This is a genomic window from Nocardia sp. XZ_19_231, assembly GCF_015355705.1.
GTDB lineage: Bacteria > Actinomycetota > Actinomycetes > Mycobacteriales > Mycobacteriaceae > Nocardia > Nocardia salmonicida.
The window spans coordinates 1,053,100-1,073,813 of the sequence record NZ_JACUZI010000001.1 but is presented as its reverse complement, the minus strand read 5'-3'; the positions used below and the strand labels follow the sequence as shown (position 1 = coordinate 1,073,813).

The following is a 20,714-nucleotide window of genomic DNA, read 5'->3' as shown; positions in this document are numbered from 1 at the left end:
ACAGACGCGCTTGTCGTGCAGAGCAACCGTACAGCGTATCGGCGACAGCCCGAGGTAAGCACGAACGCCGCCCAAACCCCTATTCCCCGAAACACCCTTCCGCAACCATTCTTACGGCCTACTATTCGTGATGCGGCACAACTGTCTGAGCCAGTTGCGTTGTCCGCATCATTGATTGGGGAGGGCAACGATGCCACCAGGTCCGCACACCGACACGCGACCCATCGCCGAGCCCGAGTTCGGGCCGAGCAATGCCGGGACGGGCCCACCGCAGTCGATTCACCGGCGACATTCGCCGCTGCGGTACGTGGCGGCGGCCGCGATCACCGCACTCGTGGCACTCGGCCTGCCGTCGGGTGCGTCAGCGGATTTCGGCGCCGACCTGACCGGCACGGTGCAGGAATTCCTCGATGTGGGTCGAACGGCGGTGGCGCGAGCCGATTGTGGGCCCGGTTCGCTGCCGGAAACCGGCTTGCAGGGCGATGTGTCCGCCAGTGACCGAGACAGTGGGCGCAGCACGCGGGGCTATCGCTGCAATATGTCGATGATCGGCGGCTACGGCGGACGCGGAGCGGGCATCACCTCCACCAGTTTCGAGCACTGCGCCTACATGGGCACGTTCTTCCCCGGCAATATGCTCAGCGAGCACCCCGGCGTTCAGGTACTCGATGTCTCCGATCCCGCGAATCCACGACTGACCGCGACCCTCGCCGAACCCGCGATGCTGGCCGGGACCTGGGAGACGTTGAAGGTCAACACCACTCGCAAACTGCTCGTCGGGACGGGTGTGCCGGTGGGCATCGGGGCCGGATACCTCTCGGTGTACGACATCTCCGATTGCGCGCATCCACGTCTGCTCAATCCGGGAACCGGCTCGAATCTGCTGATGCCACTGCCGATCACGACGCACGAGGGCGGCTTCTCCCCTGATGGTCGCACGTACTGGGCGTCGGGCCTGGTGCCCGGATTCCTCAGCGCGATCGATCTCACCGATCCGGCGAATCCCCGAGTGATCTGGCAGGGGCTGACGGGGATCGAGGCGCACGGACTCGGCGTGAGTCCCGACGGCAACCGGCTCTACACCTCCGCGCTCAGTGGATTCACCGTGCTCGATGTGAGCGCGGTGCAGCGGCGCGATCCGAATCCACAGGTGCCGCATCTCGGTCGGACGTTCTGGACCGACGGCTGGGCCACCCAGCACAGCGTGCCGGTGACCTATGACGGCGTGCCCCATCTGTTCACCGTCGACGAGGGCGGTTCCGGTGGAGTGAAACTCATCGACGTGTCCGACGACAGTGCGCCGCGCATCACCGCGAAGATCAAACTCGAGATCAACCTGCCCGACAATATCGACGCGGGTGTCGGTTCCTCCATGGGTGGTTCGGCGTTCTCCTACGAATCGCACTACTGCGCCGCCGACCGTCCCGACAACCCGACCGCCCTGGCCTGCGGCTGGATCTCCTCCGGTATCCGGGTGTTCGACGTCCGCGATCCCGGTGAGATCCGCGAGATCGCCTATTTCAATCCGCCTGCCCGCACCGGCCGCAACCTCGAGATCTGGAACTCGCCCCATGCCTTGGCCTCGATCATCGGCATTCCGGTGATGAGCGCGCCGGCGGCGCTGCGGTCGATGGCCGAGGGGCTGTTCGATCCGGCGCAGGTGCTCACCGCTCGGGCCGGTGATATCGCGTTCGGTGACCTGTCCACGGACTGGTGCCTTTCCCCGCCGGAGTGGCGGGGCGACCAGCTCTATGTCACCTGCTCCGACAACGGGTTCATGGTGTTGCAGCTCGACAACGAGGTGTACACACCGCCCGCGAATCAGCAGTCCACGGTCGGGTCGTGACCGTGGGTCGGGTGATCAGGCTGGCGTTCGCCGGTGCGGCCGCGCTGTTCCTGCTGGCACTCGGCGCGGCCCTGCGACCGCTCTTCGTCACCGAGACAGCCGCGCCCGCACCGGTTCTCACCGCGACGGAGCTGGGCTTCGTCCAGGACATGACCGCCCACCACCAGCAGGCGCTCATCCTCACCGAACGCCTCGACCCGGCCGCCGATCCCACCGTGCGCAGGCTGGCCGACCAGATCGCCGACACCCAGCGCGTGGAAATAGGCACGCTGCTCGGCTGGACCCAGCTCATCGGCGCGGCCCCCACCGCCGACGTGCCGATGAGCTGGATGGCGCGAACCCACCACCACTCGACCGCCGGGCCGACCACGATGCCCGGCATGGCGACCACCGCCGACCTCGACGCCCTCGCCGCGGCGCGCGCGGCCGACGCCGAAACCCTCTTCCTGCAACTGATGTACCGCCACCACGCGGGCGGAATCACGATGGCCCGCGCCGCCGATACCCTGCTCACCTCGGGCCCGGTGAAACAGGCCGCCCGGGCGATGGCCCAGTCGCAGAGCCAGGAACTGGGCTACCTCGGCATGCTCCTCGACCTTCGAGGCGCCCGACCCGCCTCTTGATCGAGGTGAACGAGGCGCGTGCACCCGTCAGGCGGGGTCGGCGAAATGTGTGTTGAGAGCCGATTGGGTGAGTTGGGTGTCGCCGTAGGTGAAAGTGCCGTGTTCGGCGAGCTCGGTCGCCGCGTCGAGGAGGTGGCGGTAGAGCAGGCGGGCGATGCTGCCGCCTACCGTGACCCGGCGGACGCCGAGGTCGGCGAGTTCGGCCATCGACAGGGCACCACCGGTCAGCCCCATCACGACGTTGAGTGGGCCGTCGAGCGCTTCGACCAGGGTGGCGATAGTGGTGGCGTCGGCGGCCCCGGGGACGAAGGCGCAGTCCGCGCCCGCGGCGAGGTAGGAGTTGGCGCGGCGAATCGCTTCGTCGAGACCCGCGTCCACGAGCAGCGCGTCGGTGCGACCGACGAGTACGAACGGCTCACCGCTGGCAGCCACGGCCGCGCGCGCCGCGCGGACCCGGTCCACCGCGTGTACCTCGTCGAACAGCGGGGTGGTGCGGTCGCCGGTGAAGTCCTCGATATTGCCGCCCGCCGCACCGGCATCGATCGCGAGGGAGATCGTGGTCGCCACTTCCTGGGCGTCCGGCCCGTACCCCTCCTCGAGGTCGGCACTGACCGGCACCCGCACGGCGCCGGTGATCTCGTGGATCCGCCGCATCATCGTCGAGCGATCCACGCGCCCGTGCGCACCGTGCTCGGTGAAGAAGTCGTGATCAGGACGACCGAAGGAGAACGCGACGCCCGCGCTGGTGGTGGCGATGGCCGGAAATCCCACCGACTCGAGAATCCGCGCACTGCCCGCATCCCAGGCATTCGGCAACAGGAAGCAACCCGCGCGGTGTAGATCGACAAAAGCCTGCGCGCGTGTCCGCTGTTCGCTGTCCACGAGATCTCCTGGTGCGAGTCGAGGTATCCGTACCGGGTCCATTCTGCCCCGAGGCGCACCCCGCGCACCTCCCCTAGCGGTCGCCCAGGCGGCGGACCGCGTCGTCCATGTGTTCCACGAGAAGAGCGCGCGCACGCTCGGGCGAGCCGGTGCCGATCGCCTCGTGGAGTTCGACGTGTTCGCGGGCTTGTTCGCGCAGGTCGGGGTAGGTGGTCTGGAGGGCGCCGAGGCACATGCGGGTTTCGATGAGCAGGGTGCGCGCGGCGCGGACCAGGCGGGGGCTGTCGGCGGCGGTGACGAGGGCTTCGTGGAAGGCCTGGTCGGCGTCGGAGACACCGGGTGCGTCACCAGCTTCGGCGGCGAGTCGCATGGCGGCGACGCTGGATTGCAGTGCGGCATAGGCGATCTCGCGGCGACCGTCGAGGATGAGGTCGAGCGCGCCGCCTTCCAGCGCGGTGCGGGCGCGGTAGATGTCGACGACGTCGTCGGTGGTGAGTTCGATGACGAAGATGCCGCGGTTACGGATGCTGAACAGCAGACCTTCCTGGACGAGGCGTTGCATGGCCTCGCGCACGGGTCCGCGGGAGACGCCGAAACTGGTCGCCAGATCGGCCTCACCGAGTTGGTCGCCGGGGCCGAGCGCTCCGCGCAGGATCGCTTCGCGCAGCCGGTCGGCGATCATCTCCGCGGTGGACTGCTGGTTGACCGGCTCGAAATCAATGATCGACATGCCGACTCCCCTCCGCGAACAACGCGCCGAGCGCGGGGACGACCGCGGTGACCCCGGCCAGCCGCAACCCTTCCCAGATGGTGACCTGGTTCGCCGTCAGCACCGGCTTGCCGAGCGCGGCTTCGAGTGTCGGAAGCACCTCGAGAGTATGCATCGCCGTATCCGGGATGAGCAGCGCCTGGGCGTCGGGGTGGTCGTTGGTGACGGCCAGGGTCAGGACCTGGTTCGCCGTGAGAGTGCCGACCTCCGCGGCGGTGTCGATGCCCGCGCTCGACATCGACACCACCTCGATCCCCGCGTCGGCGAGGAACTCGACGAACAACTTCGCCACGTCCTCGGGGTAACTCGCGACGACGGCCACCCGCCGCACACCGAGCGCCCGCGCCGCTTCGACGAACGCGAAACTCGTACTGGAAGCGGGCACTCCGGCCGCCTCGGCAAGGCGCTCGACCTGACCACGGGCGCCTTCGGGCCCGTAGACGAAACTGCCCGAGGTGCACGCCCAGACGACGGCGGCCGGCGCCTCGGGGGCGAGCAACGCGGCGCCGTGGCTCAGCTTCTCCGGGTTGCCAAGGTCGAGCAGTTCGGCGACGGCGTGCAGGTCGGTGCCGTAGATGTGGGCCACCGGCAAGGCGGCGTCGAGCAGGGCCGCCGCACGGGGGTAGTCGTCTTCGGCGGCGTGGTCGGGGTAGATGAATCCGATTGTCGGCGTGTGCATCTCGCTCCGTTCAGAAGACATCGAGCCGTCAGAAGACATTGACGAGCCATTTCCCCGGACCCATCATGGGCAGTTTCATCCGGCCGAGGCAGGCCCACATGGTCAGTTGATTGGCGGTGAGGACGGGTTTGCCGAGCGCCTGTTCGAGTGGCTCGATCACGTCGTAGGTCGGCAGGTTGGTGCAGCTGACGAAGATCGCTTCGGAGCGGGGGTCGTCGGCGCCGAGAATCCGCTCGGCGACGGTGCGGTAGTTGACCTTCCAGATACCGCCGCCGAGCCCGAGATGATCGGACTTGATCGTGGTGCAACCCGCTTCGTCGAGGAACTCGTGCAGTTTGCCGGTGAGGATCTCGTCGTAGGGCGTGATCACCGACATGCGGGTGATGTTGAGGTGCTTGATCGCTTCCACCAGGGCGCCGGAGGTGGTCACCGCGTCGGGTGCGCCTGCCAGGCAGATCGTTTCCCGCAGGGACCGTTCGTAGGCGAGGCCGTTGATGAAGCTGCCCGACGTACACAGGTAGGCGACGACTTCCGGCTCCACGTGCAGCACGTCGTGCGTCGCCGCGGTGAGGTGCAGCGGATTGGACACCAGTTCGGCCATGGCCAGCGACACCGGCACCGGCTCATAGGGGGTGCGGGCCAAGTGCAAGCTCACCTCCAGGGGAGCCCACCGCCATAATTCCCGTTCGAGGGCAAGGTCGAACGGCGCGATCACGCCGATGCCTCGTTGGGCCACCGGCCCCTCGATGTCCGGGAAGCTGAACTCCACTGCGGCCCCTCTCGCGCTCAGCCGGGCAGACCTCCGAACACGATCGGATTGTTGACAATCATACGATCTGATCGTACGGTGTCAATGTGGAAAACGGGCCGATTGTCACCGTCCTACATCGTGACAGCGTGCCCGAATCGGACCTCATGGCCCCCGTTGCCGAGCGCGCCGCAGTGCGCTACACCGAGGCCGACGGGCTCGCCGATGCGCTGCGCGGCGCCGATGTGCTGTTCGTCTACGACTTCCAGACTCGCGCCGTACCCGGTGCGTGGCACAGCGCCGATCGCCTGCGCTGGCTGCACATGGGCGGCGTCGGCGTGGACCCGGTGATGTTCCCGCAACTGCGCGCATCCGATGTGATGGTCACCAATACCCGCAATGTCTTCGACACCGCGATCGCCGAATATGTTCTCGGACAGATCATTTCGTTCGCGAAGGACCTGCCGGGGTCGATCCGGCTGCAGCAGCGGCACGAGTGGCGCCACCGCGAATCCGAGCGCGTGGCCGGGGCGACGGCGCTGATCGTCGGCACCGGTTCGATCGGCCGGACCATCGCGCGATTGTTGCGCGCCACCGGGATGACGGTGCGCGCGGTAGGACGCCGCGCTCGCACCGGCGATCCGGATTTCGGCACCGTCAGCGACGATCTGCATGCCGAACTGCCCGGTGCCGACTACGTGATCGCGATCGCGCCGCTCACCGACCGGACCAGGCACATGTTCGATGCCGCCGCGTTCGCGGCGATGAAACCGCATGCGAGGTTTGTCAATGTCGGGCGCGGGGAACTAGTGGTTACCGACGATCTCGTCGCCGCGCTCGGCAACGGTTCGATCGCCGCGGCCGCTCTGGACGTGGTCGACCCGGAGCCGCTACCTGCCGGTCATCCGCTGTGGGATCTGCCGAACGTGGTGCTCACGCCCCACAATTCGGGCGATTTCCGCGGCTGGCGCACCGAGATCGTCCGCGCATTCACCGACAATTTCGGCAGGTGGGCAGCCGGTCTGCCACTGGACAACGTTGTCGACAAGACGCTCGGGTACGTGCCCGGCTGAAGGAGCCCCGCCATGACGCAGCCCGACCCCGATCTTCCCACCGATCCCACCGCGATGACCGCGGTGCAGCTGGTCTCGGCCTACACGGCCAGGCAACTCTCCCCCGTCGAGGCCACGCAAGCCTGCTTGGACGCCATCGCCACCCGCGACGGCGCGCTCAACGCCTTCTGCCTGGTCGATCCGGATCGGGCGCTGGTGCAGGCCAAGGACTCCGAGGCGCGCTGGCAGTCCGGCAATCCGCGCGGGTTACTCGACGGTGTGCCGATATCCATCAAGGACATCTTCCTGACCGAGGGGTGGCCGACCCTGCGCGGTTCCACCTGTGTCGACGCGAGCGGGCCGTGGTCGGTGGACAGTCCGGTCGCCGCGCGGCTGCGCGCGGACGGGATGGTGTTCGTCGGGAAGACGACCACGCCGGAGATCGCCTGGAAGGGTGTCACCGACAGTCCGCTGACCGGAATCACCCGCAATCCCGCCGATCCCACGACGACGGCGGGCGGGTCGTCCGGGGGCAGCGCGGCAGCGGTCGCGGGTGGGATGACGCCGGTGTCGGTCGGCACCGACGGGGGTGGCAGCATCCGGATTCCGGCGTCGTTCTGCGGGATCGTCGGTTTCAAACCGACGCACGGGCGGATTCCGCTCTTCCCGGCCAGCCCGTTCGGCCCCCTCGCGCACGCCGGGCCGATGACGCGCACTGTCGAGGACGCGGCGCTGCTGATGGACATCCTCTCGCTGCCCGATCCGCGTGACCCGACGGCGCTGGCGCCCACCTTCACGACCTTCCGCAGTCAGATGCAGCGCGATGTGCGTGGGCTGTCGGTCGGCTACTCCGCCACGCTCGGATACGCCCAGGTCGATCCCGAGGTCGCCGAGATCGTCGAGCGCGCGGTGGCGCGGTTGGCCGAGGCCGATCTGACCATCGACGCCGTCGATCCCGGATTCGCCGACCCGCGCGCGGCTTTCGAAACGCTGTGGGCCGCGGGTGCGGCGACCATGCTGTCGAAGTTCCCGGCCGGCTCCCGCGAGAAGGTGGATGCCGGTTTGGGGCAGGCGTGGGCTCGAGGTGAATCCGTCAGCGCCGTCGACTATCTCGACGCCCGCCACGTCGCCGCCGAGGTCGGCATCACGATGGGCAACTTCCACATGTCCTACGACGTGCTGATCACCCCGACCATGCCGATCACCGCGTTCGAAGCCGGACACGATGTGCCGCCGGGCAGCGGGCTCGACGGCTGGCCCGACTGGACCCCGTTCACCTACCCGTTCAACATGACTCAGCAGCCCGCCATCAGCATTCCGGTCGGCACGACTCGTGCCGGGATGCCGGTGGGCATGCAGATCGTCGGACCACGGCACTCCGACGACTTGATTCTCGCGGTCGCCAGGCACGCCGAGTTCGTACTGAACTCCTGACATAGGTAGTCACCGCTGCGACGCCGCCGGATCGTGCAGACGGCGTAGCAGCGACTATGCCGAATGGTCGTGTCTGTTCATGCGCGGGCGAAAGCCAACGTCTCGCCCTCGACGCCGCGCAACCACAGCCCGTTGCAGGCTGCCGCCAAGTCCGCGAGGCCGTCCTCGATGGAGGCGAAGACGCTGCCGGGCACCCAGCCGAGGTCGCCGTTGATCAGCAGGTTGTTGCGGCCGTAGAACAGCGCCAGATCGGTGGCGCCCTGGGCGTGGTGCGCGGCGGAGCCGGGTTCGTAGCCGTAGGCGGGGTTGCCGATTTCCCACGGTTCGAAGTCGAAGAGGCAGACGTCACCGGGAATCGGGGTGACGGTGGGGTTCTCGCGATGTGGCGCCGCGGTGATGCGCGGCACCAGCGTGTAGACCTCGTTGCGGGCGTACTTGGCGTGGAAGGCGTCGCCCTCCTGGGGCAGCGCATCCCAGACGGCGGCACACGTGCGCGGGGCTTCGTCGTCGAGGAGGCGAGCGCGGCAGGTGACGCCGGCTTTGGTGAGGGTGATGCTCATGTAGCGGGCCATCGGTCCTGCTTCCTGTGCGGTGCGAGCGGAGCTGCGTCGGTGCGTGGTCCCGCTCGACGCCCGAGCGGGACCACGGCGGACTACAGCTCGGCGAGAACCTCCGACCAGATGGCCAGGGCGTCCTCGACTTGACTGTCGGTGACGATCAGCGGCGGGATCATGCGCACGACATTCATGTGCGCGCCGCAGGTGAGCAGCAGCAGCCCCTTGTCCACGGCCGACTTCTGCGCGGCCGTCGCGGTCGCGGTATCGGGTTCACCTGTCGCCGTGGTGAATTCGGCGCCGACGAGCAGGCCGAGGCCGCGGACATCACCGATCGCCTCGGTGGCGAGCCCTCGGACACCGGCGAGCAACTGCGTGCCGCGCATGGCGGCGTTGTCGACCAGCCCCTCGGTCTGGATCACCTGGAGAGTCGCCACGGCGGCGGCACAGGCCACCGCGTTTCCGCCGTACGTCCCGCCCTGGGACCCCGGCCAGGCCTTCGCCATCAACTCCCGCGACGCCGCGATGCCCGACAGCGGGAAGCCGCTGGCCAGACCCTTCGCGATGGTGATCACGTCGGGGCGCACGTCGAAGTGCTGGTGGCCGAAGAACTTTCCGGTCCGTCCAAACCCGGTTTGGATCTCGTCGAAGACCAGCAGGATCCCGTGCCGGTCGGCGCGTTCGCGCAAGCCCTGGAAGAACCGGGTGTTGCCGGGGATGTAGCCGCCCTCGCCGAGCACCGGCTCGACGATGAACGCGGCGGTTTCCACGGGCGAGGTGAGGGTGGCGAGCAGATAGTCGAGCTCACGCAGGGCGAAGTCGGTGGCTTCCTCCTCGCTCCAGCCGTAGCGGAAAGCGGTCGGGAACGGGGCCACGTGCACACCCGACATCAGCGGGCTGAATCCCGCCGAGAACCGGGTCCCCGAAGTGGTCATGGTCGCGGCGGCGACGGTACGGCCGTGGAATCCGCCGTGGAAGACGATCACGTTCGGGCGTCCGGTGGCCTGGCGGACCAGGCGCAGCGCCGCCTCGACCGCCTCGCTGCCGGAGTTGGCGAAGAACAGCGCGTCCAGCCCCTCTGGCAGCACGGCGCCGAGGCGCTCGGTGAGTTCCAGCAGCGGTCGGTGCAGCACCGTCGTGTACTGCCCGTGGATCAGCTTGGCGACCTGGGCTTGCGCGGCCGCCACCACGGTGGGATGGCAGTGGCCGGTGCTGGTGACGCCGATCCCGGCGGTGAAGTCCAGGTAGCGGCGACCGTCGGTGTCGTAGAGGTAGCAGCCTGCGCCGTGATCGACGTGAACGGGCGTGGCCTGCTTCAGGACGGGAGACAGCTCGGTCATCAAGGACTCCCCGGATTGTCTATTGTCGGATTGTTGACAATATGCATAACATGGCGGCAGGGGTCACAGCAATGGTTGATCCACCGCGTCGGGAGGCAGGGCACCGAATGAGCGAGGAACGAGGGCTCCTCACACACGAGTCCGGGGGCAGCGCACAGCTGCTCGACAACCTGAGCGCCGCCGAGCGCGCCGCGATCGACAGTGTCCCGAAAGGGTTGTTCATCGGCGGCCGATGGCGCGACTCCCCCGCCGCACTGCCCGTCCTCGATCCCTCGACCGGCGTGCGGCTGTGCGCGGTGGCCGATGCGACCCCGGCCGACGGACTCGACGCACTCACCGCCGCGGCCGAGGCGCAGGCGGACTGGGCGAACACCCCGTCACGCACTCGCAGCGACATCCTGATGCGCGCGCACCGCGCACTTCTCGCCGACACCGAACGCCTCGCCCTGATCATGACTCTCGAGATGGGCAAGCCGGTGACCGAGGCGCGCGGCGAAGTCGCCTACGCCGCGGAGTTCTTCCGCTGGTTCGCCGAGGAAGCCGTCCGCCTCGACGGCGGGTACATGCCCGCGCCGACGGGGGGCTCACGGTTTCTGGTGACGAAGCAACCGGTGGGGCCGAGCCTGCTCATCACGCCGTGGAACTTCCCGATGGCCATGGGTGCCCGCAAGATCGCGCCCGCCTTGGCCGCCGGATGCACCTGCGTCGTGAAACCCGCCGAACAGACGCCTCTTTCGATGCTGGCGCTCGCGGCGATTCTGGCCGACGCGGGCGTGCCCGCCGGTGTGGTCAATGTGGTGACCACCGCCGACCCCGGCGCGGTGATGACACCGATCATCGCCGATCCCCGCTCCCGCAAACTCTCCTTCACGGGGTCGACCGCCATCGGGAAACTCCTGCTGGAACAGTGCGCCCGCACCGTCATGCGCACCTCTATGGAACTCGGCGGCAACGCACCGCTGCTGGTGTTCGACGATGCCGATCTCGACGAAGCGGTCGAGGGCGCGCTGGCGGCCAAGATGCGCAATATCGGCCAGGCCTGTACGGCCGCGAACCGAATTCTGGTGCAGCGCGGCATCGCCGACGAGTTCGCCGAACGACTGGCCGCACGGATGGCGGCGTTGCCGATGGGCCGCGGTACCGAGCCGGGCGTTGTTGTCGGGCCGCTCATCGACGCCGACGCCGTCGCCAAGGTCGAACATCTCGTGGCCGACGCACGCCGACGCGGTGCGAAGGCGCTGCTTGGTGGCACGGCGATCGACAGACCTGGCACGTTCTACCCGGCGACCGTGCTCACCGACGTCCCCGACGAGGCCGAGTTGTGCCACACCGAGATCTTCGGTCCGGTCGCCGCGATCGGCGTCTTCGACACCGAGGACGAAGCGATCACCCGTGCCAACGACACCCCCTACGGGCTGGTCGCGTACGTGTTCACCGAGAACCTGCGGCGTGGGCTACGCGTCTGCGAAGCTCTCGAGACGGGGATGGTCGGCCTGAATCAGGGCGTGGTCTCCAATCCGGCCGCACCGTTCGGCGGGGTGAAGGAATCAGGGCTCGGACGCGAGGGCGGGTCCACCGGGATCGACGAATTCCTCGAGACCAAATACATCGGCGTCAAGGTTTAGGGAGACAGCGTGCGCACATACCGGATCGCGACCATTCCGGGTGACGGGATCGGCGTCGACGTGACCATCGAGGCGGTGAAGGTGCTCGACCGGGTCCTGCCGGGGATCAGCTGGACCGAGTTCGACTGGTCCTGTGAGAACTATCTGCGAACCGGGGCGATGATGCCGCCCGATGGGCCCGAGCAGCTCGCGCAGTTCGATGCGATCCTGTTGGGCGCCGTCGGATTCCCCGGGGTGCCCGACCATATCTCGCTGTGGGGCTTGCTGATTCCGCTGCGGCGCGCCTTCGCTCAGTACGTCAACCTGCGGCCGGTGCGGCTACTGCCCGGCACGGAATCGGCACTGCGCGACCGTACTGCCGACGACCTCGACATTCTCATCGTGCGCGAGAACTCCGAGGGTGAGTACTCCGAGATCGGCGGCATCCACAACCCGGGCAGGCCGGACGAATTCGTCCTGCAGGAATCGGTGTTTACCCGGACCGGCTGCGAACGGATCATCCGCTACGCCTTCGACCGTGCCGCCGAACGCTCGGGAAAGCTCTGCTCGGCGACGAAGTCGAACGGCCTGATCCACTCGATGCCCTATTGGGACAGCGTTTTCGAGCGCATCGCGGCCGAGTATCCGGCGGTGCGGACGCGACAGATGCACGTCGACGCGCTCGCCGCCGAAATCGTGCTCCACCCCGACCGCCTCGATGTGATCGTCGGCTCGAACCTGTTCGGCGACATCCTCTCCGACCTCGCCGCGGCCGTCACCGGCGGACTCGGGCTCGCTCCCTCGGGCAATATCAACCCCGCGGCGGACGCACCGTCGATGTTCGAGGCCGTGCACGGCAGCGCGCCCGACATCGCGGGCCTGGGCATCGCCGACCCGGTCGCCCAGATCCTCGCCGGTGCCATGCTGCTGTCGCACCTCGGTGAGCACGCCGCGGCCGCTGCCGTCGACCGGGCGGTCTGCGATGTGCTCGCCGAGGGCACGGTCCGCACACCGGACCTGGGCGGCACCGCGACCACCGCCGAACTGGGCACTGCCATCGCCGACCGTGCCGCCGAACTCGCGAAGGCCCTCACCGAGGCGTGACCCGGACACCACCGGCGGCGAGGCAGCTGTCCGGCGCCCGAACACGCAGGTCGCTTCGCCACCCCCGCGTCTGAGCGCCCGGAACCCATTCCGCACGCGACGCGACACCGGCGGGCGCTTACCTGACGCCGAACTACGCACCGAGCGGCATCCGCGTGCGTGAGCACAACGTCATCGCGAGGCAACTGTCCAGAAAATCGCAGGCAACCGGTGGTGCGCACCATGAGTTCGCAGTGTCGGTGTTGGGTCCTCGGAAGGCGAGACGTGGTGACGAGCGCACGGGTGGGCGTAGTTCCGGCAGTGCAGTGTGGGCTGGGTCGGGTGCGCGCGCAGATAGCCGCGGACCTCGAACCGATCGCGGTGCGAGAGCGACCAGTGGCCGAGGCGGTCGGGGCGACCCTCGCCATGGCCTTGGCCGCGGGCACTCCCCTGCCGCGCGTGGACAGCGCCGCCATGGACGGCTACGCGGTCGCGGGCCCGGGTCCGTGGTGGCGGCTGCACCAGCAGGTCAGCTACGCCGGACGTGGCTGCTCGGTGGTGCTGGCGCCCGGCGAGGCGGTGCGGATCGCCACCGGCGCCGCGACCCCGCTCGGCACCACGGCGACCCTGCGCGACGAACACATCGTGACCACGACGGTGTCCGGTAAGCCGGTAGTGATGCGAGCGCCCGGTGCGCCGGTGCGCGACGACACCCGCCGCCAGGGCGAACACTGGAGCAGCGGAACCGAATTGGCTCGTCCGGGCGCCCGCGTCTCGGCGGCGCTGGCTTCGGCAGCGCTCAGCGCCGAGGCCGAAACCGTGACCGTGCGTGGACCTTTGCGCGCCGATGTGGTGATGACCGGCGACGAGATCCGTGCCGTCGGCCCGCTCGGCCCCGGCGAAACCCGCGACTCGCTCGGCCCGGTGCTGCCGGAGTTCCTGCGCTGCTGCGATATCGAGAGCACCGGCCTGTGGCACCTCGCCGACAGCCGGGACCTGCTGCGCAGCTGGCTCACCCTGAAATCCCACGCCGACCTGGTCGTGATGGTCGGCGCCACCGGCCGCGGCGCCGCCGACCACCTGCGCACCCTGCTCGCCGACCTCGGCGCCCGCATCATCGTCGAACGCATCGCGATCCGCCCCGGCGGCTCCACCCTCGTCGCCCAACTCCCCGACGGCCGAGTCCTACTCGGCCTACCCGGCAACCCCTTCGCCGCCGTCGCCGCCCTCTTGGCCGTCGGTCCGGCCATCGTCGACGCCCTCACCCTGCGCTCCCCCGGCCCCACGATGTGGGGCCGCCTCTCCGACGCGGGCGTCATGGAAGGCGAAGCCACCCGCATAGTCGGCGTCCAACAACACCCCGGCGGCGTCTGGCGCAGCACCGGCCCCGCACACACTCCCCACCTGGCCGGCCTCATCGCCTGCCAAGCCCTGGCCATCCTCCCACCCGGCACCGGCCGAGGCTCCCTCGTCGAACTCCTCCCACTCCCCCACTGAGCACAACAGCAGCGGGCCCCGATGCGGTACTCCACACCGGGGCCGTGATCTGCTGGATCCGACTGGATCAGCCGTGATGGGGCGGCTGCCAAGGGCGACCGTACGGGTCGTCGGGGCGAGGCGCCGGCTGTTCCTGCGGGGCGATCGGGGGTGGGGTCGGCAGCTCCGGGTCGGCGGACTTGGCCACCGAGGTCTTCGGGCGCGGCACCGGTGTATCGAAACCTTCGACGGGGGTGCGCGCGGTGGCTTCCGCGGCGCGGACGGCCTCGGCGATCTTCGGGTCGGAGGCGGTTTCGAACCAGTCGGCCACGTCGGAATCGTCCTCGATCTTCACCGGGGCTTCGTCGGTGGACGGCTCGTAGCGGAAGACGCCGTCCTCGCCCTTGGTGGCGAAGTTCTGGGCGAAACCTTCCAGGGCCTTGCCGAAATCGCTGGGGACCAGCCAGACCTTGTTCGCGTCGCCCTTGGCCACCATCGGCAGGGTCTGCATGTATTGGTAGGCAAGCAGTTCCGGCGTCGGCTTGCCGTTCTTGATAGCGGCGAAGACCTTCTCGATCGCCTTCGCCTGACCCTGCGCCTGCAGGTAGGAGGCGGCGCGTTCACCCTGCGCGCGCAGGATGCGGCTCTGGCGTTCGCCCTCGGCCGACAGGATCGAGGACTGCTTGCCGCCCTCGGCGGTCAGGATCGCCGCCTGCTTGGCGCCCTCGGCGGTCTTGATCTGCGCTTCGCGGTTGCCTTCGGCGGTGAGGATCGTCGCGCGCTTCTCCCGATCGGCCTTCATCTGCTTCTCCATCGATTCCTGGATCGACGGCGGCGGATCGATGGATTTGAGCTCCACGCGGGCCACCCGAAGGCCCCAGCGGCCGGTGGCCTCGTCGAGCACGCCGCGCAGCTGGTTGTTGATCTGATCGCGCGAGGTCAGCGTCTCTTCCAGGGTCATGCCACCGACGACATTGCGCAGGGTGGTGACGGTGAGCTGCTCGACCGCGGCGATGTAGTTGCTGATCTCGTAGACGGCGGCCTGCGGACTGGTGACCTGGAAATACACCACCGAGTCGATCTGCAGGGTGAGGTTGTCCTGGGTGATCACCGGCTGCGGCGGGAACGATACGACCCGCTCACGCAGGTCGACCTTCGCGCGGACACGATCGGCGAACGGGACGAGGAACGTCAGCTGACCGGACACGGTGCGCGAATACCGCCCGAGCCGTTCGATCACCGCCGCCTCGGCCTGTGGGACGAGCGCGATCGATTTGAAAACCACCACCACGACCAACAGGACGAGGACGGCGGCCACGATCAAGGCAACCATGTTCTAGGGACCCTTCCAGACGACGGCTGTCGCGCCATCGATCTTCATCACATAGACAGTCACACCGGCTTCGTACACTTCAGTCGGGTCGAGCGGACGCGCGGTCCAGACTTCGCCACCGAGCTTGACCTGACCCGAATACTCCGCGACCTGCTCGAGCACCAGGGCCGACTTGCCCGGCAGCGCATCGGCGTTCGTCGGAGTGGGTGGCGGGGTACCGAACTTGCGGCGCAGTAGCGGGCGCACCCCGAGGAACAGCACACCGGCCATCGCGGCGAACACCAGCGCGTCGCCCCACACGGGTAGGTCGGTGGCGGCGCTGACGCCCGCCGTGCCGAGTGCGGCCACGCCCAGCGTGAGCAGCGTGAGATCCCCGGTGAGCATTTCCGCCGCCGCGAGAACGATGCCCGCGATCAGCCAGACTATTGCGGCCACACTGCCAGCCTAGCCCCGATGACCGGTTTGCGGGCGGCCTCGCGTGATCGGTTGGACCGGTGCGGCGGTGCAGCGCACTGCGTTGCGTGCGCGGTAGTTTCGGGGCGTGAGTGCAGGAGACAGTTACGGCGATATCTATTCCGGACACGATCGGACCAAGAAGAAGCCGGTGCCGACAGTGCGTGCCGAGCGCGACCTGGTGGTGGAGGACGCGGCGAGCGGATTCTGCGGTGCCGTAGTCGGTTTCGATCGCAGCTACGACGGCGAGTTCGTGAAGCTGGAGGACGCGCGCGGTGCGGTGCGGTTGTTCGCGATGCGGGAAGCGGCCTTCCTGATCGACGGAAAACCGGTGACGCTGACCAAGCCCACCGCCGCCGCGCCCAAACAGCCCACCCGGTCGGCGTCGGGTTCCACCCGCGTCGACGGCCTGCGCGCACGGGTCGCGCGGACCAGCCGGATCTGGGTGGAAGGCGTGCACGACGCGGCGCTCGTAGAGCGGGTGTGGGGCCACGATCTGCGGGTGGAGGGCGTGGTCGTCGAGCATCTGGAGGGTCTCGACAATCTCGGCACCCGGCTCACCGAATTCGAACCGGGTCCCGGCGCACGGGTGGGGGTGCTGGTCGACCACCTGGTGACCGGCTCCAAGGAGACGCACCTGACCACCGGGCTCGGACCGCATGTGCTGGTGACCGGCCATCCGTACATCGATGTCTGGCAGGCGGTCCGACCCGCCGCACTCGGCATCGACGCCTGGCCGACCGTGCCGCGCGGCGAGGATTGGAAGACCGGAATCTGCGCGCGCCTCGGCTGGGGAACACCGCAGCAGGGGTGGCGCCGTGTCTACGATGCGGTCGACTCGTTCCGGGATCTGGAAGCACCGCTCATCGGGGCCGTCGAACGGCTCATCGACTTCGTGACCGAGCCCGAGTGAACGCATAGCAGGTCAGGAGGGTCCTCGCGCCGAATACCGCGACCTGCGTACGCAACATCGACGAGCTCGGTGCGCGCACGCGATTGTCGTAGAACCTTTATGCTCGATGATTATGTGCTCTCCCAGTGCCACGCTGACGCTGTGGGCCGGCTCCTGGCTGGCCGGTACCAGCGCGCCCGACGACGTGCTGGAGGCACTGCATGCCTGGGCGCCGCGCCACACCATCGCGGCGGGCGACCCGGTCACCGGCGGACGCACGGATCTGCCGTGGACCTCACGCGGCGAAGCGGGCACCGGTGCCATGCCGCTGCTCAAGGTGATCCGCGAGGCGATGGCGCCGACCGGGGCGCAGTTGCGCCTTGTCCTGCCCGCTGCGGGTGATGTGCGCGGGCTGCCCGTCGGCACTGCGTTCGCGGCCGACGCGATCGACGCCGAGGAAGGCCTGCTGCTCGGTGTTCCCGGCGAGCCGGGCACCGGCCTGATCCCACAGTGGGACGACGACGAAACCCTGCAGTGGACCGTCTACGGCGTCGACCTCCCCCGCATCGCGGGTCACGACATGTCGCTCGGTGAGGCCGAGTACACGATGCGCGAATCGGTCCGCGACGCCGCCGACGCCCTCATGCAACTGCACACGACCTCGGTCGGCAACGGCGACGAAGATCCGCGCGAGCAGATCGAGGCTCAGCTCGCGGCCTACTCGCGCCACGCCTATCCCGACTCGATCCCACTGCGCGCCAAGCGAATTCTCGATACCGCCGATCACGTGGCCGCGATTCTCACCGTCGCTCAGCACGAACCGGCGTCCTCCCCCACCTCGGCCACCGCGATCGGCGCGCACGAATCCCTGCTGCGCCCGCTGTGGAACACGATCCGAGAGGCACGCCTGGTCGCGGTCCACGCCGCCGCCCGCCGCGACGGCTAGACCTACCGCATCCGCCGACGTCCGGCGGAGCCTGATTCGTCAGCGTCGGTAGGGCTGCTGATACTGCGGCTGCTGTTGCGGATACGGCATCTGCTGGGGGTACGGGTACGCCTGCTGCTGCGGGTACGGCATCGGTTGCTGTTGCGGGTACGGCTGGGGGTAGTGACCCTGCGGATACTGCGGCGGGTACTGGGCCTGCGGGTAGCCGGGGCCGGACGGGTGCTGCTGCGGGTAGGGCTGCTGATACTGGGCCGGGTAGGCCTGGGGCGGCATCTGCCGCTGTGGCGGCATCTGTTGTGGCGCAGCCTGATTCGAGGAACCACTGAACGCGCGGATCACCACGATCAACACGATGAGCACGACCACGGCGATGATCAGATACCAGACCCACTCCGGGACCCCGCCGCCCCCGACGCTCACGCTGCTACCGCCCCCACGACGGGCCAGCACCGCCTCCGCATCGCCCGCGAGGAAGCGATCGCCTGCGCGAAGACCACCTCCCCGCGCCAGTGCGGTCACCGTCATCTCGGCACAGTTCATCGGGCCCTCCCCGTAACGTCACGCAGACCTCCGGGCGAAGGTCTGTCGGCGATGCTAACGCAGAGCCGACGCGAAGTGCGAAGTGCCAGTTCAGAATCCGCCGAGGGCGACCTTCAAATCGGGGACATCGAGCGACTTCAGCGTGGCGTCGCGCACCTGCGGACAGGTGCGGATGGTGACAGTGTCGACGATGCGGCGATTGTAGGCGATGGCGGCATTGGCCACGGTGTCGTTCACTGTCCACAACCTCACCGCGCCGGTGAACGCCACCCGCGCGACCGGCGGGCCCAGCGCCTTCCACGTGCCCTTCTGTCCATCGAGGATGCCGCACAGTTCCTGCACCGAGGCCTGCGAAATCGTGGGTTCGGTGGGCTGTGGGGGCTGGGTTTGATAGCCGGAGTCGTTGCCACACCCGGTCAGGCCGAGCGCGGCCGCGGTCAGCACCAGGGCGAGCCCGGCGGCGCGGCGCGGCGGTGTCGAAATCATCGGAAATCCTCCGATCAGTCGAGCGCAACTGTGAAAAGGCTACTCCTCGAACCGGGGGCTACCGGTGAATGGTTATCCGGTTGTGTTCAGCGACGAGCCGGGCGCGCGGGCAGTTCGCAGCAACCGGGCGCGCAGAGGGCACCGTCGACGGTGCAGCCGTAACCAGGGACTTCGCCGATTTCACGCACCGGACCACCACTCACCCGTTCGGCGATCAGTTCGACGATCATCCGGGAGAACCGCGGGTCGGTGCCGGGAGTCCCCGCACGGGCGAAAGCCATCCCGAGTTCGTCGGCCCTGGCCGACGCTTCGTTGTCGAGGTCCCAGATCACCTCGAGGTGATCGGAGACGAAACCGACCGGGCACACCACCACCGCGTCGACTCCCTTGCCGTGCAGCACATCCAGGTGGTCGACGATGTCGGGTTCGAGCCACGGCACCTGCGGTGGGCCCGAACGCGATTGCCACACCACGTCGTACTCGGCGAAACCGGTTGCCGCGGCACACAATCGGGCGGCTTCGGCGACCTGCCTGCTGTAGAGGCGGCCACCGTCGGCAGGTGGGCCCGCCGTCGTGTCGGCGGAGACGGGAATGGAGTGCGCGGTGAAAACCAGGCGCGCACCGCTGCGACGATCGGCCGGAATCTGTTGCACCGCAGCGGTAATCGCGTCGGCGAAGGACTCGATCAGCAGCGGGTGGTCGAAGTACTGGCGCAGTTTCACCAGCTCCGGGGCACCATCACCGACGGCCGCGCGGGCACGGGCGATGTCCTCGTCGTACTGGCGGCAACCGGAATACCCGCCCCACGCGGAGGTGGTGAAGACCAGCGCCGAGCGCACGCCGTCGGCGGTCATCCGCGCGACGGTGTCCTCGACCATGGGATGCCAGTTGCGATTGCCGAAGTAGACCGGCAGATCCAGCCCGGCATCGGCGAGGTCGGCCTCCAGCGCGGCGATGATGTGCCGATTCAACGCGTTGATCGGCGAGATCCCGCCGAAATGCAGGTAGTGCTGCGCGACCTCGGCGAGGCGTTCCGGAGGCACCCCGCGGCCCCGAGTGACGTTCTCCAGGAAGGGGATCACGTCCTCGGGACCTTCGGGGCCACCGAAGGACAGCAGCAACAGGGCGTCCGGCATCAGCTCAGGGACATGTTCTCCGGGAACCACATGTTGTGGCTGGCGCCGCCGTCGACGTAGATGATCGAGCCGGTGGTGGCGGGCAGCCAATCCGAGAGCAGCGCCACGATCGACTTGCCGACCGCGCGCGGGTCGTTGCCGTCCCAGCCGATCGGCGACGCGCCGTCCCAGTACTCGTCGAGCTGGACGAGCTGCTTGGCATCGTCGGTGGCGGTACCCGCGATGGCCTTGGCGGCGAGGGTCTTGATCGGGCCCGCGGCGATCAGGTTGGAACGGATCTTCTTGGCGGCACCCACCTCACGCGCCACGTAGCGGTTCACCGACTCGAGCGCGGCCTTGGACACGCCCATCCAGTTGTAGTACGGCATGGCCACGCGCGGATCGAAGTCCATGCCGACGATCGAGCCGCCCTCGTTCATGACGGGGAGCACGGCGCGAGCCAGCGAGGCGTAGCTCCAGGCCGAGATCTCGAACGACTTGGAGACGTCGGGGCCGGGACCCTCGAGGAACGGCAGCGCGCCGGGGCCCATGATCGAACGGGGCGCGAACGCGATCGAGTGCAGCACGCCGTCGACGCCCTCGGGCGCGATCTCACGCAGCTTCTCGGTGAGGGCGGCCAGGTCCTCTTCGTTGGTCACGTCGAGGCCGATGGCAGGCGGCACCTCCTGCGGCAGCCGCTTGGCGATGCGGTCGATGAGCCGCAGGCGGTCGGGAATACCGGTGATGATCACCCTCGCGCCCTGCTCCTGCGCGATCGCGGCCGCGTGGAACGCGATCGACGAGTCGGTGATGATGCCGGTGACCAGGATGGTCTTGCCTTCGAGCAGTCCGCCCATGA

General features: G+C 68.5%; 21 protein-coding genes. 9 read left to right on the top strand and 12 right to left on the bottom strand.

All coding sequences use genetic code 11. The annotated features are described in order from the left end of the window. The first annotated feature begins 190 nt into the window (after positions 1-190). The gene (locus IBJ82_RS04820; protein WP_228536438.1) at positions 191-1,846 is read left to right on the top strand and encodes an LVIVD repeat-containing protein; all 1,656 of its coding nucleotides are present in this window, start codon (positions 191-193) and stop codon (positions 1,844-1,846) included. Next, a complete protein-coding gene (locus tag IBJ82_RS04815; RefSeq protein WP_194824676.1) occupies positions 1,843-2,469 on the top strand; it encodes a DUF305 domain-containing protein in 627 nt (208 codons plus the stop codon). The genes IBJ82_RS04820 and IBJ82_RS04815 overlap by 4 nt, the downstream gene beginning before the upstream one ends. A gap of 27 nt (positions 2,470-2,496) precedes the next feature. Here IBJ82_RS04815 and IBJ82_RS04810 read toward each other — a convergent pair whose 3' ends face one another. The 4 genes from IBJ82_RS04810 to IBJ82_RS04795 form a co-directional block, all read right to left on the bottom strand. Then, positions 2,497-3,351, bottom strand: coding sequence for an isocitrate lyase/phosphoenolpyruvate mutase family protein (locus tag IBJ82_RS04810; protein WP_370585148.1), 855 nt, complete (start codon positions 3,349-3,351; stop codon positions 2,497-2,499). Between the two features lie 73 nt (positions 3,352-3,424). Further along, positions 3,425-4,081: a GntR family transcriptional regulator gene (locus IBJ82_RS04805; RefSeq protein WP_194824674.1), complete on the bottom strand. Its 657-nt coding sequence runs from the start codon at positions 4,079-4,081 to the stop codon at positions 3,425-3,427. Then, the gene (locus IBJ82_RS04800; RefSeq protein ID WP_194824673.1) at positions 4,068-4,799 is read right to left on the bottom strand and encodes an aspartate/glutamate racemase family protein; all 732 of its coding nucleotides are present in this window, start codon (positions 4,797-4,799) and stop codon (positions 4,068-4,070) included. Before IBJ82_RS04800 ends, IBJ82_RS04805 begins: the two co-directional genes overlap by 14 nt. Before the next feature lie 28 nt (positions 4,800-4,827). Beyond that, positions 4,828-5,568, bottom strand: coding sequence for an Asp/Glu/hydantoin racemase (locus tag IBJ82_RS04795; RefSeq protein WP_194824672.1), 741 nt, complete (start codon positions 5,566-5,568; stop codon positions 4,828-4,830). A gap of 86 nt (positions 5,569-5,654) precedes the next feature. Here IBJ82_RS04795 and IBJ82_RS04790 point away from each other — a divergent pair, with 86 nt between their 5' ends. Next, complete coding sequence (locus IBJ82_RS04790; protein WP_194824671.1) at positions 5,655-6,620, top strand: D-2-hydroxyacid dehydrogenase; 966 nt, start codon at positions 5,655-5,657, stop codon at positions 6,618-6,620. 12 nt (positions 6,621-6,632) lie between these two features. Then, entirely contained in the window at positions 6,633-8,033 is a 1,401-nt protein-coding gene (locus IBJ82_RS04785; protein WP_194824670.1) for an amidase, read from the top strand. Between the two features lie 77 nt (positions 8,034-8,110). Here the strand turns inward: IBJ82_RS04785 and IBJ82_RS04780 are convergent, their stop codons facing one another. Both IBJ82_RS04780 and IBJ82_RS04775 read right to left on the bottom strand, forming a co-directional pair. Further along, on the bottom strand, positions 8,111-8,605 hold the full coding sequence (locus IBJ82_RS04780; protein ID WP_194824669.1) for a DUF3830 family protein: 495 nt from the start codon (positions 8,603-8,605) through the stop codon (positions 8,111-8,113). A gap of 80 nt (positions 8,606-8,685) precedes the next feature. After that, entirely contained in the window at positions 8,686-9,927 is a 1,242-nt protein-coding gene (locus IBJ82_RS04775) for an aspartate aminotransferase family protein (RefSeq protein ID WP_194824668.1), read from the bottom strand. Positions 9,928-10,034: 107 nt separating this feature from the next. Here IBJ82_RS04775 and IBJ82_RS04770 point away from each other — a divergent pair, with 107 nt between their 5' ends. The 3 genes from IBJ82_RS04770 (at position 10,035) to IBJ82_RS04760 (ending at position 14,111) form a co-directional block, all read left to right on the top strand. After that, entirely contained in the window at positions 10,035-11,552 is a 1,518-nt protein-coding gene (locus tag IBJ82_RS04770) for an NAD-dependent succinate-semialdehyde dehydrogenase (RefSeq protein WP_194824667.1), read from the top strand. A 9-nt stretch (positions 11,553-11,561) separates the two neighbouring features. Further along, positions 11,562-12,635 carry a tartrate dehydrogenase gene (locus IBJ82_RS04765; protein WP_194824666.1) on the top strand — a complete coding sequence of 358 codons (1,074 nt, stop codon included), beginning with the start codon at positions 11,562-11,564 and terminating at the stop codon, positions 12,633-12,635. A 267-nt stretch (positions 12,636-12,902) separates the two neighbouring features. After that, positions 12,903-14,111 (top strand): molybdopterin-binding protein, encoded by a 1,209-nt coding sequence (locus IBJ82_RS04760; RefSeq protein WP_370585147.1) that lies wholly within the window; start codon positions 12,903-12,905, stop codon positions 14,109-14,111. Positions 14,112-14,178: 67 nt separating this feature from the next. Here IBJ82_RS04760 and IBJ82_RS04755 read toward each other — a convergent pair whose 3' ends face one another. Further along, positions 14,179-15,423, bottom strand: a complete 1,245-nt coding sequence (locus IBJ82_RS04755; RefSeq protein WP_194824664.1) for an SPFH domain-containing protein — start codon at positions 15,421-15,423, stop codon at positions 14,179-14,181. 3 nt (positions 15,424-15,426) lie between these two features. Further along, positions 15,427-15,858 carry an NfeD family protein gene (locus IBJ82_RS04750; protein ID WP_194824663.1) on the bottom strand — a complete coding sequence of 144 codons (432 nt, stop codon included), beginning with the start codon at positions 15,856-15,858 and terminating at the stop codon, positions 15,427-15,429. A gap of 106 nt (positions 15,859-15,964) precedes the next feature. Between IBJ82_RS04750 and IBJ82_RS04745 the strand changes: the two genes are divergently transcribed. Continuing rightward, the gene (locus IBJ82_RS04745; RefSeq protein WP_194824662.1) at positions 15,965-16,789 is read left to right on the top strand and encodes a DUF3097 domain-containing protein; all 825 of its coding nucleotides are present in this window, start codon (positions 15,965-15,967) and stop codon (positions 16,787-16,789) included. A gap of 112 nt (positions 16,790-16,901) precedes the next feature. Beyond that, positions 16,902-17,714, top strand: coding sequence for a hypothetical protein (locus tag IBJ82_RS04740; protein WP_194824661.1), 813 nt, complete (start codon positions 16,902-16,904; stop codon positions 17,712-17,714). A 39-nt stretch (positions 17,715-17,753) separates the two neighbouring features. Here the strand turns inward: IBJ82_RS04740 and IBJ82_RS04735 are convergent, their stop codons facing one another. The 4 genes from IBJ82_RS04735 to inhA all read right to left on the bottom strand — a co-directional run bounded on the left by IBJ82_RS04735 (position 17,754) and on the right by inhA (position 20,712). Then, entirely contained in the window at positions 17,754-18,254 is a 501-nt protein-coding gene (locus IBJ82_RS04735) for a hypothetical protein (RefSeq protein ID WP_194824660.1), read from the bottom strand. 90 nt (positions 18,255-18,344) lie between these two features. Next, entirely contained in the window at positions 18,345-18,740 is a 396-nt protein-coding gene (locus tag IBJ82_RS04730; protein ID WP_194824659.1) for a hypothetical protein, read from the bottom strand. 86 nt (positions 18,741-18,826) lie between these two features. Continuing rightward, the gene (locus IBJ82_RS04725) at positions 18,827-19,876 is read right to left on the bottom strand and encodes a ferrochelatase (RefSeq protein ID WP_194824658.1); all 1,050 of its coding nucleotides are present in this window, start codon (positions 19,874-19,876) and stop codon (positions 18,827-18,829) included. After that, entirely contained in the window at positions 19,876-20,712 is an 837-nt protein-coding gene (inhA, locus tag IBJ82_RS04720) for an NADH-dependent enoyl-ACP reductase InhA (protein WP_056810305.1), read from the bottom strand. Before inhA ends, IBJ82_RS04725 begins: the two co-directional genes overlap by 1 nt. Between the last annotated feature and the right edge of the window lie 2 nt (positions 20,713-20,714).